Source organism: Microbacterium sp. sgz311019 (genome assembly GCF_056135325.1).
In genome coordinates this window covers 75,295-91,217 of the sequence record NZ_JBWAXO010000008.1, presented here as the reverse complement: position 1 = coordinate 91,217, position 15,923 = coordinate 75,295, and the positions used below count along the sequence as shown (strand labels likewise).

Genomic DNA, 15,923 nt, shown 5'->3' with positions numbered 1-15,923 from the left:
GAGGTGGGCTTCATCCACGCCGTCGCGCTGAACGAGGAGACGTTGAGCGCGCCTCCGGTTGCGCTGTAGGTGCTTGCGTCTGCGTCGTACGAGCTGATCGCCTTGGCCGAGATCGCACCGCTCACGCGGATGACGGATGACGAGCCGCCGAGCGTGACGCCGACGTTCGGCGTTCCGTTGGCCGTCGACGAGGAGCTTGCGATCTCGATGAGTCCGCCGCCGATGTTCTTGATGCCGGCCTCGGCCAGGTCGTTGCTCTGAGCGAGGACCGTCACGGAGCCCGCGCCGGTCGTCGAGTTCACGCCGTCGAACACCCGCACGTGGCCGAGCAGGTTCGCCTGGGTGTCGCCGGAGGCGATCGAGGTCGGGTTGGCGTTCGGCTGGGCGCTGATGATCGCACCGCCGGTGCGCCGGTAGAACGAGTCGGCGTAGTTGCCGGCGAGGGCCCGCAGCAGCACCGCGCCCTTGGGCGCCGCGATCGTGGCGCCCGCCTCGACTTCGGCCTTCGTCGACGCCTGGGCGGTCGCCGTCAGATCCGCGGAGCCGACCGACAGGCCGAGCGCGAAGTTCTCCTGCACGACCGAGGCATCCGCCGTGTTCCCGGTGAGGAACTTCGTGCCGTCGAAGTTGTGCCAGGCCTCGACCGTGACGTCCCCGTCGGTGCTGCGCGCGGAGCCTGTTCCGACGACGGCGGAGCGGATCTGCGAGCCGTCTGTCGCGGTGACCGTCGCGCTGCCGATGGCGGCCCCCAGCCCGAGGGCGAGGGCACGGTAGATGCCGGCGGCGGAGGTGCGCACGTCGCTGCGCACGACGACGGCGTTCGACGCCGTCAGGGTGCCGCCCACAAGGGCGCTGGCCGTGGGAGCCACGGTCGCGTCCTGGTGGCCGATCGAGACGCCGGCGCCGAGGCCGCCGCTGAACCCGCGGCCCTCCGCGAGCGCCCGCGCGTCCACGAACGTGAGGATGTTCGCCGCGGCGACCGTTCCCGCCGTGCCGTTGAACGCGGCCGAGACGCTGCCCTTGCTCTCTGCGGTGCCCGAGACCAGGCCGACTCCGACGCCGAGACCCGCGGCCAGCGAGTACCCGTCGACCTGGGAGTCGCCGAGCGAGCGGGCGACGACGTTCAGCGTGCCCGAGGCGGAGGTGGAGGTGCCCGATCCGATGGATGCCGCAACCGTCGGCGAGTTCGTCGCCTTCGCCTTGGCGCCCGAGATGCCGGCTCCGAGAGCAGCGCTGCCGAGCGAGGCGCGTGCGAAGGCGGGCGCCACCACAGTGGGCGAGTTGTCGCCGAGGATCGAGTTGTAGACGTACGTGGGGCGGATGGCGACGCCGGCCGCGTCGGTGTTGAACCGCGCCCGCACCGTGACGTCCGACCCGCTGAGCACGCCGTTGCCGAGCGTCCGGGCGCGCACCGTCGGGCGGAGGTCCGCAGTCGTCTCGATGAAGCCCACCGAGACCCCGAGGGATGCGCCGAAGCCGACGGCGTCGGCGATCGCCGTGACGACGGCCGCCGCGTCGAGGAGGACGTTCCCGCCCGTGGCGCGCACTTCGGCACGGTCGCCGAGGTACACGTCGATGGTCGGCGTCGCCGTCGCGGTGCCCTGCGTGTAGGAGCCGCTCGCGAGGAGGCCGAAGCCGGCGGCGACCGCATCCGCGTACACGTGGGCCGTGTAGTCGGTGGCGATCGTGATGCCGCCGCCGGTGGTCGCCACGTACGCCGGGTCGCTCGCGTTCGCTGCGGCGTTGCCCTCGCTCGGACCCACCCAGCTCGCGACGGTCGTGTTGTCGGTCGTGTGGATGAAGACGAGCGATCCGCCGAAGAGCGACACTCCGACGTTGGTGCTCGAGGCGGTCGGCGTGCTCGTGCCGCCCGCCGTCATCGAGAGCGAGCCGGCGGTGACGTGCGCGCGGTCATCGATGTGCGTCGCGATGGTGCCGGTCGTCGTCGCCTCGAGGGTGACGCCGGAGAGCGAGATGGGAGCGACCTGCACGGCGGTGCCGGTGACCCCGGCGTTGGCGGTCCGTGTCGCGGTGAGGGTCGCGGATCCCGAGCCGAGTGTGACCGTCTCGTCGAATCCGATGTAGGCCTCGGTGGTCCCGGAGACGGTGGCGGTCGGGTTCGTGATGAGGATGTCGGCCACCGCGGCGAGCCCGACCATCTTCGCCGTGGCGGTGGCATCCGGCGTCGCGATGGCGGTGATCGTCAGCGACGAGCCCGACACGGTCTTGCCGTTGCCCACGAACGCGCGGGTCGAGCCCTGCGACCGGGCCTCCGGCTGCAGCAGCTTCACGCCGAGCGCTCCGCCCGAGAAGCCGCCGGCCGTCGCCGTCGCGTTGTCGTCGGACGTGGCGCTCACCGAAACAGGGCCCGAGACGGTGGCTCCGCCGAGGGCCGCCTCCGTGGACGAGCTGACGACGGCCAGGGCGTAGGCGACGGAGACCGCGATGATGCCGACCGCGATGATCTTGCCCGCATCCGCCGTCGCGGTGTTGTGCGAGTTCGACGTGGCCGAGGCGCTCGTGCCGCTCGTCACCTGGCCCAGGTAGTTCGCCTTGGTGCTGCCCGAGACGAGCGCGCTCGGAAGCTTCACGTCGATCGTTCCGAGGCCGACCGTGGGACCGTCGGATGCCGCGTCCGCCGTGTCGGTGGAGTCGCTCGTCACCGTGAAGGTGCCGTTCGTCGCGGCGCTGCCGCTGTCTCCGCCCGCGATGGTGTCTCCCGTGACCACGGCCAGCGTCTCGGTCGCCGAGAGGCTCAGCGCGCCGATGCCGACGAACGTGCTGTGCGCGTTCGCGTACATCGTCGCGTCGGCGTTGATCGTGATCGACCCGGACCCCGTGATCGCCCCGTTGAGCTTGGCCCGCACAGAGCCGCTCGCCGTCGCGTTCGCGGAGACGAGGCCGGCGCTGATGCCGCCGAACGATCCGCCGTGGACGACGGCGCTCGCGTAGTTCTGCTGGCTGTTCGCCGTGGTCAGCTGCGCGTCGATCGACACGGCGCCCGAGACGTTCACCGAGGCGTGCGTGCCGACCTCGGCGTCCGCGTCGCCGCCCGCGCTCGCCTCGGCCTTGACGCCCGTGCCCGCCAGACCGAGCGAGACCGTGACGACGTTCACATCCGACGTCGCCTGGTTGCGTGCGCGCACCTGGACGGTCAGGCTCGCCGTCTTGGTGGCGGTGGAGAGGATGTCGCCGTCGAACGACGCCGTCGTGTCGCCGTCGGCCTTCGCCGTGCTGATCTGCACGCTGACGCTGAGGCCCAGGCCCGCGCCGACCGCCGTGGTGGTCGCACCGGCCGTGTTGGTGGAGGTGGCGGTGACGAGCACCGCGCCTGCCGGCGCGCTGACGGTGGAGTTCTGCAGGACCAGGGCGCTGGTCGTCGCAGCCGCTGTGACCTCCGCGTCGGCGACGTTGACGGCGACCGATCCGAGTCCGCCGATCGAGACGATGACCACGCTCGTCGTGGCACTGTTGCCGCTCGTCGACGACACCGTGACGCCTGCCGCGCCCGCGGTCACGTTCCCCTCGACGCTCGCCGTGGTCGCCCCGGCGACGATGGCCGACGGCACCGACACCGCGACCCCGAACAGCGCTCCCCCTGCACCCATGCCGGTGGTCGTGGTCGCCGTGTTCGTCGAGGTCGCCGTGAACTGGACCTGGCCGCTGCTGGTGATGCTCTGGTTGTTGTCCGCGTCGGACGACGTGGCCGACACGACGGCGCCGGAGCGCACCTCTGCGTCGGCGATCGAGACCGCGATGCCGGCGAGGCCGGCCGCGGCGACCACGACGAGGTCGACCTTCGCGTAGTTCTTGCCGTTGGCGGTGACCGAGACGGATGCCGACGACGTGACGTCACCGTCGAGCTGTGCCTTCGTCGCGCCGGAGATGAGCGCCTGGGCCGCGAAGATCGCCGCGGTGCCGAAGAGCGCCGCTCCCACGTTCTCGCCGTGGGCGATGGCCTCGTTGCGCTGGTTGGCGCCGCTCATGCGAGCGGTGACGGTGACCGGGCCCGAGCTCGTGAGCGAGGCGCCCGCGGTGACGGCGGCGATGATGTCGGCGCCGGCGGAGATCTCCGCCTTGGCGAAGGCGACGTTCGCCCCGACCGCGGAGACTCCGACCACGATCACGTTCGCGTTGGTGCGGTTCTCCGCCACCGCGTCGACGGTGATCGAGGTGGAGCCGGACACCGTGCCGGAGATCGTCGCCGTGGTGTGCCCCGAGACGGTCGCCACCGCGATCATCGCCTGGATGCCGAGACCGGCCAGCGAGACGCCGATCGTCTCGGCGTCGACGACGTTGTGCGCGTCGGCCTGGACGAGGACGGCGCCGCTCGTGTTGACCGAGCCGCCGAGCTCGGCCTCCGTGTCGCGGTCGCTGGTGGCCGAGTTGTACGTGAAGCCCGCGGCGCCGATGCCGCTCGTCGCGTTGACCGTCACCGGGGCGATGGGCTTGCGGTCGCCGACCGCCTTGACCGTCACGCCGCCCGTGAGCACTCCCCCGCCGGTCGTGAAGGAGGCCGCGCGGGTCGTGCCGGTGTAGCTGATGATCGCGACGACACCGCTGATTCCGACGCCGACGCCGCCGACCACGCCGATGGCCCACGATGTCGGGGTGAAGTGGTCTGTCGCGGTGACGGTGATCGCGCCGACGGCACCCTCGGCCCCGAGCGGCACCGATCCGATCGTCGCCAGCGTGTCGCCTGAGATGTCGATGACCGACACGGCCGCGCCCGCACCGCCGAGGGCGATCGTGATGCCGATCGCGTAGCCGGAGACCGTCTTGTTCGAGTCGGCGGTGACGGTGATGCCGCCGGTGGCCTGGGCGATGGCGGCGCCGCCGTCGATGTGCGCCTTCGTGGCGCTCGTGTCCGTGAGGAAGAGGATCTGGCCGCCGAGCGCGACGACTCCGACGGAGCCCGTCACGGCGATGATCGTGATGGTCTCGTCGAGGTCCGCCACGACGCTCACTCCGCCGGCGCCGGCCGAGACGGTCGCGCTGCCGTAGATGCCGGCATCCACGTTGCCCTTGACGTTGAGGATCGCGACCCCGACGCCGATCGCGCCCGCGCCGCCGGCGACGGCGCCCGCGAGGACGAAGACGTCGACACTCTCGCGGGCGGTGACCGCGACGCCCTGGCCTGCGTGCACCCGGCCGTAGATGCCGGAGGTGATGCCCGCCGGAGGTGCCGGCTGGGTGAACTGCTGGGAGACCGCGTTGCTGTCGCCGTACGAGCCGTTCACCGTCGTGCTCGACTGCGACGCACCCGAGGTCACACGGAAGCGGTAGTCGTCGTCGGCGTTCTGCCAGCGGGCCGTGTCGAGGTTCGGCGTCTGGTCGGCGTCGGCGATCGCGACGAGTGCGCGGTAGTGGTGGCCGCCGAAGGTGACATAGGCGTTGGCCGCGTATGAGGCGTGCAGCACGAAGGCCGCCGTCGAGTCGGCGGGTGCGCCGCCCAGGGCCGACTTCCAGCCCTCGGTTCCGCCGCCGGACGCGGTCTGGTCGGCGACCTGCTGCCCGCTGTCGTCCCCTCCGCCGTCGGTGGCGGTCTGCGGTTGATCCTCGTGCCAGGTGGCGCCTTCGACGGGTGCGACGCCGGTGGAGTTCTGCTTGGCGATCCAGGTGTGGCCGCCGGGCGTCGTCACGACATCGCCCGTGGCGTAGGGGGTGCCGGCATCCCACGGCCCCCGCTTCGGTCCCGTCGCGTCCGACGAGTACGACGATGTGGGCGCCGTGCCGATCGACCAGACCGAGACGGCACCGGCGGCGCCGACGAATCCGCCGCCGACCGAGACCGCGTAGGACTGCACGTGCTTGATGCCGAGCGCGGTGACTGAGACGTTGCGCCCGGCCCACACGTCGGTGCCGACCGCCAGGTAGGCGTTGGCGGTGATGGATGCGACGCCGATGTCCACGCCGCCCGCCGCGCCGACGAAGCCTCCGGCGACGCCGCCCGCGAAGGTCAGCGAGTCGAAGGTGTCGGTGGCGGTGACGATGACGTCCTGGGCGCTGTTCACGCCGGCGACGATCGTGTCGTCTGCGGTGTTCAGCGGCGTGCCGTGGTCGTCGCGGTTGACGGTCGTGCCGAGGTCGATGAACGCCTTGGTCGTCACCGTGAAGATGTTGACGCCGACGTTGACCGTGACGCCGACGAACCCGGCGCCGACTCCCGCGACGAGGCCGAACAGCTTCTCACGGCTGTCCGACTGCACGATGAGGCCGCGGCCGGTGCCCTGCGGGAATCCGCCGCCGGAGATCGTGCCGCTGTCGACGCCGGAGAGGCCTGCGCCGTTCGCGAGGACGATGACGACGTTGTTCTGGCCGAGGTGCGCGTCGGTGGTCTTGTCGATGACCGCGACGCCCACGCCGACGCCGACGCCGACGTAGCCGGCGGCGATGGAGGCCGTGATGAGGATGAGCTTCGAGTCGGAGTGGGCGAAGACCCCGATGTTGTTCCCGGCGCGCAGCGTCACGCCGTTGCCTGTGGTGGCGTTCGTGTACTCGTGGATGACGCTGACCCCGACCGTGCCGGCGACTCCGACCGTGCCGCCGCCCGCGGCCGCGTTGACCGAGATGACCGAGTCGAGCGCCTCTGCGTGGATCTCGATGTTGCTCGCCGCGTTGACGATGGCGCCCGCCGCGATGGACGCGTCGGTGTGCAGTTCGACGACCCGGACCGTCGCGGATGCTCCGACGCCGGCGCTGCCGCTGACGGCGATGGATGCGGCGATCCCGAGGGTGCGGAAGCTGTTCACGGCCGAGACGAGCACCGACTGCGCGGCGTCGGCGGCGACGTCGTTCGCGCTGCAGGCCAGGTTGCCGCAGTTGATCTTCGCTCCGGCTCCGATGGTGGCTGTCGTGTGCACCGTGACGACCGCGATCGCGCCGGAGATGCTGACCGCGAAGGTTCCGCTGCCGCCGGCGGCGATGCCGATCGAGCCGAGGTAGTCGGAGTTGGTCGCCGTGACGGCCACCCCGGCGAAGTCCGGGCGGGTGGGGGCCGTGATGGTCTGCGGGCCGAGATCGGCTGCGGGACCGGCAGGGAGCATTCCGGAGGGCACGAGGCTCTGGGAGCGGCCGCTTCCGGTGGAGGTGAAGTCGATGGAGCTCGAGGCCTGGGCGATGTCGCTCGCCGTGTTGCAGTCGCTGGCCTTGCCGGTGGCTTCGCACTTGGTCTTCACCAGCTGCACGTGGTTCAGATCCACGATGCCGTTCACGTTGCCCGGCGTGAACAGGTAGTACGTCTGCCCGTCGACGAGCCCGCCGATCGGGGTGCCTCCACCGGCGCTGTAGACGACAGGGTCGCCGTTGTGGAGGGTCATGGGAGTGCCGTCGTCCTTGCGGAGGATGTACGGCAGGACGAGGTAGTCGCCGGCGACGCTCACCGCGTGCTCCGCGGTGAAGCGGGGGCTCTGGTCGGCCTTGACGCCGGGGTCGGTGGTCGAGACGAAGCGCTGGTTCTCGCCGAGTTTGGCGCCTGCGGGCAGGAACATCGAGATGAAGCCGCCGTGGCACTGGGGTTCGTCGTAGTTCGGCGCGACCGGCGGGTCGAGGCCGGAGCACAGCCGGATCTCGGTCGGCGACGCCACGAACACGTAGTAGGTGCCGCCGTCCGTCAGGTTGCCGATGGCGACTCCGCCGCCGGCGTCGTAGACGACCTGCTGCCCGTTCTTGAAGCCGTGGTTGTAGCCGAGGTTGATGATCGTGCTGTCGGCCTCGAGGCCCGTGCCGTTGATCGGGTCGAGCGGGCTCGTCGGGTACGGCGTCGGCCAGCCGCCGAGGCGGCCGCGCGGGTCGAAGCGGATGTCGACGCCGTTGGTCGCGTAGCTGCCGGCGTTGACCACCGAGTGGCTGATGTGGCTCGCCTGCGCGAGTGCCGTGATGCGGGCGTTCGCGTCGATGAGGGCCGTCGTGGTCTTCGTCACGACCGGCACCGCGACGCCGGCGCCGACGGCCCCGGTGCCGCCGACCGAGATGTTGCCGGCGATCGAGTACAGCGTCATGGCCTCGTCGGCGGCGACGATGACGTTGCCGCCCGCGCGGACGTCCGCGCCGCTGCCGATGGTCGCGGTGGTGGTGATGGTGATGGCCGGCACGGTGACGTTGACCGTGACGGCGGCCGTGCCGCCGAAGGAGCCGCCCACCGAGATGCTCTTCAGGTCGTCGCTGGACACGGCCTGCACGACCACGTCGCCGTTGGCCCGGACGGTGGTCCCCGACCCGATCGATGCCGCCGTGGTCTTGTGGATGACCTCGACGTCGACGCCGACGCCGACGCCCGCCGTGCCGCCGATCGCGAGGATGCCGGCCAGCGCGAGCAGGGTCGTGTGGTCCGACGCCAGGACCACGACATCCTGCGTCAGACCGGCCGGAGAGTTCGTGCAGGAGACTCCCGCGCAGTTGATCTTCGCGTTCGATCCGATGGATGCCGTCGTGGTGTCGGTGAGGACGTCCACGATGACGGAACCGCCGACACCGGCCGAGTCGCCGCCCGCGCCGCCGACGGCCAGCAGCAGGTAGTCGCCGGTCTGCTCGGCGTTCACGGTGAGGTCGCCGCCGGCGCGGACGTCGGCGCCGTCGGCGATGGTCGCCGTCACCACGGTGTCGCGGACGGCGACCGTGACGGACGCGCCGACACCGGCGCTGCTGGTCGAGATGGCGAGGTTGCCGCTGGAGAGCTTGGCCGTGACGGTCTTCTTCGCGTGGACGGTGACGTCGCCGAGCGCGTCGACGAGCGCGTCGCCGATGCGCGCGCTCGTCTTCGGCGCGGAACCCCCCTGTCCCGCGACGAAGACGAGCACGGCGCCTGTGGCGGCGACCGAGCCGGCGCTCGCGCCGCCGGCGATGGCGAGGACCAGCCAGTCCTCCGCCGAGGTCGCCTCGACCGTGACCGCACCCCCGGCGCGGACGGCGGCGCTGTCGCCGATCCACGCGCGGACGTCGGAGTTGGACACCTCGACGACGACGGTGATGCCGATGCTCGCCGAGCTCTTGCTCAGCGACAGCGAGCCGCCCACATCCACGAGCCGCAGGTCGTCGGACGCCTTCGCCGCGATCGTCTGCCCCGACCCGCCGGCCGCGATCACCTGGTTGACCTGCGCGCCGTCGGCGATCCAGGCGCGGGTGGTCACGTTCAGGATGTTGATGATGAACGCTCCGGTGACCGCGACGCCTCCGCTGCTGGCACCGCCCGCGAGAGCGACGTTCGAGAGCTTCAGCCAGTCGACCTTGCCGTCCAGCGGCTTCGGCACCTTCGGAACGAGCGGGATCAGCTTCGTGTTCGCCGTCAGCGCGCTGGCGCCGGATGCGTCGGCGCTCGAGCCCGCCCCCAGCGACGCGGTCGTCGTGATCTCGAAGTAGTTCACGACGAACGATCCGCCGATCGCGGCGCCGTCGTTGGTGGAGAGCGCACCGGCGATCGCGAGCGCCTGAATGCCGAAGTACCGCTGTGCGTTGATCGTGATGCCGCCGGCCGGGGCGGAGAGGACGGCGCCCGCATCCACCTGCGCGTACGTCTTCAACAGCAGGATCTGCACGGCGGCGCTGCCGGCGAAGGCCGTGCTCTTGCCACCGCCCGCGGCGAAGCCCCAGACGACGTAAGTGCCGCACTGCAGGGTGTCGGCGGCGTCGCACTTGCCGGTGCCCGCCGCGGGCTGTGTGGCCTCGACGATGATGCCGGTCTGGCCGGTGATGTGCGCACCGGCGCCGACCTCCGCGAGGTTCGTGAGGTCTTGCACGTTGAGGCCGATCGCGGCGCCGACCTGGGCGCTGTCGGACTTCAGGTTGATGGCCGAGCCCATCGAGAAGGCGTTGGCCGTGGCGTCCCACGAGCTGCGCACGACGACGGTGCCGGTCGTGGCGATGACCGTGGTGCCGGCCGCGATCCGCGCCGTGCTCGTCGCGGAGAGCCAGTTCACCGCGACGGCGGCCGCGACGCCCGTCGAGCCGCTGCCGGTGCCGGACTGGCTGCCGGAGGTCGAGCTCGCACCGCTCGCGCCGTTCGATCCGTTCGTGCCGCCGTTGGACGACGGCATCCCCGAGGTCGCGCCGCTCGTGCCCTGCGTGTTGGGGTTCTTGTTGTCGGAGCCGGCGACCTGGTCCTTCGACTCCTTGTCGCCAGACTTGCCGCCCTCGTCGGCGCCTGAGGCACTGGCCGTCGAGAGGGCCTCCGTGTGCGTGAGGGACGTGGCGATGACGGAGACCGCCGTGCCGGTGACGGAGCGTGCGATCTCGGCCAGGGTGGCCCAGCCGACGATCACGTTGACGGCGAGGTCGACGCCGATCGCGGCCTTCTTGCCCGCGGCCTTCGCATCGCCCGACGTCTTGACGCGCAGCTGGTGGTCGGCGGCGACCGTGATCTGGCCGGCGTTCGTGAGGGCTGCGCCCGTGCCGATCCGCGCCGTCACGATGTCGTTCACACTGACGACGAGCGGGACGACCGGGGTGATGGCCACGGATCCGCTGGATGCGGTGCCGCCCTTCGCCTTGGTCGACATCTCGCGCTGGCCCCAGGCCCGCACGGTGAGCCCGCTACCGCCGGTGAAGGCTGCTCCGTCGGCGATCTCGGCGCGGACGCTGCTGCCGTCGATGACCTGCAGGGCGAAGGATGCGCCGACCCCCACCGCGTTGCCGACCTTGGCGGAGGCGGTCGCGGTGGCCGCGTCGTACTCGATGCTGCGGGCGGTGACCTCCGCGCCCGCGCCGCTTGCGCCCGTGAGCGTGACCTGGGCGCCGGCCGGGACGAGGGCCTCGGTCGTGTTGCTGAGGATGTTGAGGGCCAGGGCGCCGGCGACGCCGACGCTCGTGGCATCGCTCGATCCCGCGTATGCGGTGGAGATGATCTCGTGCTCCGGGAACCGGATCAGCTCGTCGGTCGTCGGTGATGCCGGGTAGGTGTCGGTGGCGACGACGGTGGCCCCGGACTGGACCACCCACTGGTGGCTGCCGTTGCGCTTGTAGAAGCCGACCGCGTTCGAGCCGTCCGCGGTGGTGAGGTGGAACCACGTGTTCTCGGCGATCTCGTCGGTCGGCAGCTCCGACTTGGTCTCGGCGGTGAACTTCGTGACGAAGGTCCACGTGGAGCCCGTCTTCTTCCAGACGCTGCCGGCCGGGTGGCCGTCCTTCGCGAAGGTCAGCAGGTAGTAGCCGTCCGTCGCCGCGTTGTTCGGCAGTTCGTCGACGGTGCCCTGGAGGGCCGCGTCATCCTGGATCGTCCAGCTCGAGCCGTCGAAGGTGTAGGTGCCGTGGTGGTCGCCGGAGTTGTCGGGGTCGGTCGTCTTGACGAAGTAGACGTCGTCCTTCGACGGGCCGGGCAGCTGCTCGCCGGAGTCGACGATCTCCCAGTCCGATCCGGTCCAGTGGCGCACCACGTCGCTGTCGTCGGTCGTCTTCATCGTGGCCACGACGGCGAGGCCGGCGGCGTTGATGGTGCTCGCACCGGTCGTGGCCCGGTTGACGATGGTGACCTTCTGCACCGCGACGCCCGCCCCGATGCCGACCGACGCCTTCGCCGCCGAGTCGCCGCGGGCGGTGGCCGAGGCATCCGTGTTCGCCTGCGACTTCAAGGTGACGACGCCGCCGGACGAGATCGTGATGCCGTCCGCCAGCCATGCCTTCGAGGTGGTGGCGACGACGTTGATCGCGATGGCGCCGGCGATCGAGAGGGATGCGCCGCCGTTGTCGTTGGTGGCCGCCTTCGGCGTCGACGACGTTCCGGAGCCCGTCCCCGTCTCGGACTGCTTCTGCGAGGACGCCTTCGAGAGGTTGTCGTCGGCCTTCTGGTTGACGTCCTTGCCGCCGCCGTCCTTGCCCTCGGACTTGTCTGCGCCCTTGGCGGCGGCCTTCGCGGTGGTCTCGACCTTCACGGCCTGATCGGCCTGGAACGCGACGGCGCCGGTAGCGGTGATGCTCCGCGCGCTGCCGGAGTCGGCGACGATGTCGTCGACGACCGCCAGGGCGAGTGAGATGCCGAACCCGGCCGTGGAGCCGACGGTCGCCGAGCCTTCGGCGGTCGTCGTCGCGGAGACTGTCTGGGAGGCCGTGGCGGCGACGCTTGCGGCGGTGAGCGCGGAGGCGGATGCGCCGATCGACGCGCTCGAGTGGAGGGTGGCAAGAGTGATGGCGACCGCGGGAACGATCGTGACGGATCCGGACTTGCCTCCGGCGGTGGCCTCCGTCGTGAGCGTGACGACCTGCGTCGCCGCGAGGCTCATTGCACCGGCTCCCGTGAGCGGGGGCCCGCGCGTCGGGTCGGCGACCTGCTGGATCCCGGCGTAGACGATCTGCGTCACCAGGGTGAGGGCGAAGGATGCGCCGATCCCGACGGTGGCGTCGCCCTCCTGGGTCGCCTTGCCGGATGCCTTGCCGCTGCTCTTGGACTGCGCGGTCATCGAGACGGCGCCCCCGCCCACGATCGCGACGCCCGGAGGAATCGGTGCAGGCCCTGCGGCCGGGTCGGAACGCAGGTCTGCGCGAGTCTGCTCATCGACGATGTCGAGGGCGAACGCACCCGCAAGGCCGAGAGTGCCGCTTGTGTTGCCGGCACCTGCTTCCGCCGTCGCCTGGAACGCGTGGGCGTCATCGGCCCCGACCGTCCGTACCGTTGCGCTGAGGGTCAGCGCGTGGGCCTGCACCGAGGCTCCGATGCCCACCTCGGCCAGATTCCGGAGCATGACCTTCGTCACCGCGAGGGCGGCGCCGATGCCGATGGACGACGAGTTGGTCGCCGTGCCCTTCGCCGAGGACGAGGCGTCCGTGTTGTTCGTCGTCGTCAGCAGCAGCGCGCCGGTCGTGACGATGTGCGCGCCGTCGGCGACGATGGCCGTCGTCCACGACTTCACCATGTCGAAGGCGATGGCGGCGGCGACCGAGAGCGTCGCTCCGCTCTCGTCCTGCGCCTTCGGCGTGTCCGTGCCGCCGCCCGCGCCGCCCTTCGTCTTGCCCGAGGCGTTCTTGAGCTTGTCGTCGGACTTGGTGTTGGCGTCCTTGCCGGTCGTGTCGTTGTTCTTGTCCGGCGCGCCCTGGGCCGTCGCCTCGGCGGACGTCGAGGTGGTCGAGGTGCCGTCGGCGCGCATCGAGATGTCGCCGCCGGCGGCGACGTCGCGGTAGAGCGACGAGTCGGACTCGTGGTCGGCCGACGTCAGCGCGAACGAGATCGTGGCGGCCAGCGTCGCGCCCGAGCCTGCGGTCGTCGCACCCTTCGCGGTGGTCGTCGCCTTCGCGGTCTGGTCGGCGTGGGCGGTGAGTCCGCCGGAGAGCGTCAGCGGGGTCGCTCCGGAGAGGACCGAGGCGGTGGTCTTCACGTTGTGGATCGCGATGCTCGCGACGCCCGTCAGTGTGGCGCTCGTGCCGCCGTCGGCGCCGCCCGTCGTCTCGGTCGTGGCCTCGTCGGCGCCGATCGCGGTGAGGGTGAGTCCGGCGATGCCCGCCGGCGCCGCGTCCGCGTCGACGTCGGCATCGACCAGCGTGGTCACGAGCGTGAGGGCGACGGATGCGCCCGCACCGACCGAGCCGGTGCCGTCGGACTTCGAGGTGGCCGACGCGTGGCTCTTGGAGCTGCCGCGGGCGCTCAGTGCGACGTTCTTGCCGTGATACTGCCCGGTGCCACGCAGGTAGGCCTGCGTGGTCGAGTCGATCTTGTTGACGGCGAGCGATCCGGCGATCGTGACGGTGCCGGAGCCCTTCTTCCCCGAGGTGGCGGTGGCGTTGTACGTCGAGTCCCCGGTCGCGGGGTTGGACGCCGAGATGTCCACGCCGCCGTTCGCGGCGATGTCGGCCGCCTGGGCGAAGGCCTGGGTGAGCGCCGAGATGATGTTGATGGCGATGCCGATGCCGAGCCCGAACCCGGTGCTGCCGCCGCCGCCGTCGGTCGTGCCGCCGTCCGCGGTCGTCGCGACGGTGTTGGTGCCGGTCGCGTGGATCTGCACGGCACCGGCGCTCGAGATGAACGCGCCGACGATGCGGGCGATCGTGGTGGCGGTGAGGACCGCGACGGCGAGGGCCCCCGCGACGCCGATCGATCCGTCGGACGTGTTGGCCTGTCCGTTCGAACGGCTCGAGTCGTTGGCGTCCTTCTCGTTCTGCGTCGCGCCGCCCTTGCCGGCATTGGCGTCCGGCGTGATCGTCGACGACTGGGTCGCCGTCACGGCGACGGACGATCCTGTCGTCGCCGTGGCGCTCGTGCTGTCGACGGCGGCCGTCGTGGTCTGATCGAGGTGGAGGACCGCGATGCCGGCGCCGCTCGTGGCGTCCTTCGCATCCGCCATCCCGATGAGGGTCGCGGTGTTCGTCGCGAGGATCGACAGCGCCCCGCCGGCTGCGATGCGGGCGGTGCCGGCCAGGGTGGCGAGGGCGCCTGCGGTGACGTTCACGATCGCGACGGCCGCATCGAAGCTGCTCGCGCTGGTGTTGCCGCCGGTCGAGCCGCCCTCGTCCTTGCTGCTGTCGGATCCGACGTTCGCCTCAGCATCCACCGTGGAGGTCGCCGACACGGTCGTCGCGCCGCTCGAGGTGATGAGCGCGTTGCCGTCGACGAGTGCCGAGGCCTCCGAGTCGACGATCGCGAGGTCGCCGTACTTCTTGTTCAGAACGAACTTCCCGACGGTCGAGGACGCGGTCAGCTTCGCATCCCCGTTGGTCGCGGTGATCACAGTGCCCGTGCCCGCGTGGACACTCGCGTTCGACGTGACGTTCACGACGTATGCGGTCGCGTGGCTCGCGTCGGGAGTGACGGATGCCGCCGCGTTGAGCGTCACCGAGTCCGCGGTGAGCGTCGCGCCGGTGACCTCGATGGTGGCGACCGCGCAGTGCGTGACCAACGATGCCAGGCAGGTCAGCGACGGGCCGCCGGTGATGTCTTCGGCCGCCTCGAGGTCGATCGCGCTCGCCGAGATGGTGATGCCCGGGGCGACCGTGATCTCCTCGAACGAGGCGAACAGGGCCGCGAGGGCCAGCGTGATGTTCGTCGTGATCGTGAGCTTGTCGTGTCCTTTGCCGCCGAGCAGCCGCAGGTGCGTTCCCGCCGCCGTCGGACCGGTGAACGACGTCTGCTCGAACGTCGGGCTCGCATCGGTGGAGCGCAGCCGCAGCTGCGCGCCGTCGGCCTCGAGCACCGCGGTGTCGTCGCTGTCGCTCAGCGTGAACTCGACGTCACCGCCGCTGCCCGTGTCCGTGATGGGCTCGATGTTGGCGTAGGTGATCGCCGCCGCGCCGATGTTCAGGACTCCGGAGTGGCCGTCGGTCGGCCGGGACGACAGCCCGGACCCGCCCTGGGTCTTCAGGGTGTCGAAGCCCTCGGCCCCGTCGAACGAGATGGCGATCGCCGGGGCTGCGCCCTCGAACACGATCGTGAGGATGTCGTCGGCGCCGGTGCCCACGACGTCGATGCGCACCACGTCCGCGAGGTTCCGGGTCTCGCCCCCGAACGTCACGGTGCCGTCCGCGTGGACGACGAGCGTCGCGTTCGCGGTCGTCATCTGGATCACCCAGGGCGCCGGGGCGCTTGCCGCGGGAGCCGGGGCGGGAGCGGTGGGAGCCGGAGCCGGGTCGACCGGGGCGGGGTCCGCAGGAGCGGGCGCAGGAGCCGGGTCGGCAGGTGCGGGCGCCGGGTCCGACGGAGCCGGAGCAGGTGCAGGGTCCGAGGGCGCCGGGGCCGGATCGCCCGTCACGGTCACCGGGTCGCTGGGCGCCGCCGGATCTGTCGGCGCGGCCGACGGATCGGAGGCGACGTCGAACGGGTGGACGTCGAGGAACGCCGCCGTGCCGACGACCTCGCCGACGGGTGCCCCCTGCGGGGTCCCGTCCGCCGCCGGTGATGAAACCGACTGCGCCGGGGCGGCGGCCGCCTGCGCGGTGACGGGCGCCACGCCGAGGATCGTCGCGGTGTTGGGCGCCATCGCCGTCAAGGCGAGCGCCACCGACGTCACCAT

Annotated in this window: 1 protein-coding gene (running past one end of the window); it reads right to left on the bottom strand. The window is 71.4% G+C overall.

Translation table 11 applies throughout. The features are described 5' to 3' along the window. Positions 1-15,923, bottom strand: partial view of a hypothetical protein gene (locus tag AC0NZN_RS13975; RefSeq protein WP_474592919.1) — the 5' portion only. The gene continues 15,577 nt to the left of window position 1, outside the view; 15,923 of the gene's 31,500 nt are visible here — the first part of the coding sequence; the start codon lies at positions 15,921-15,923; its stop codon lies off the left edge, out of view.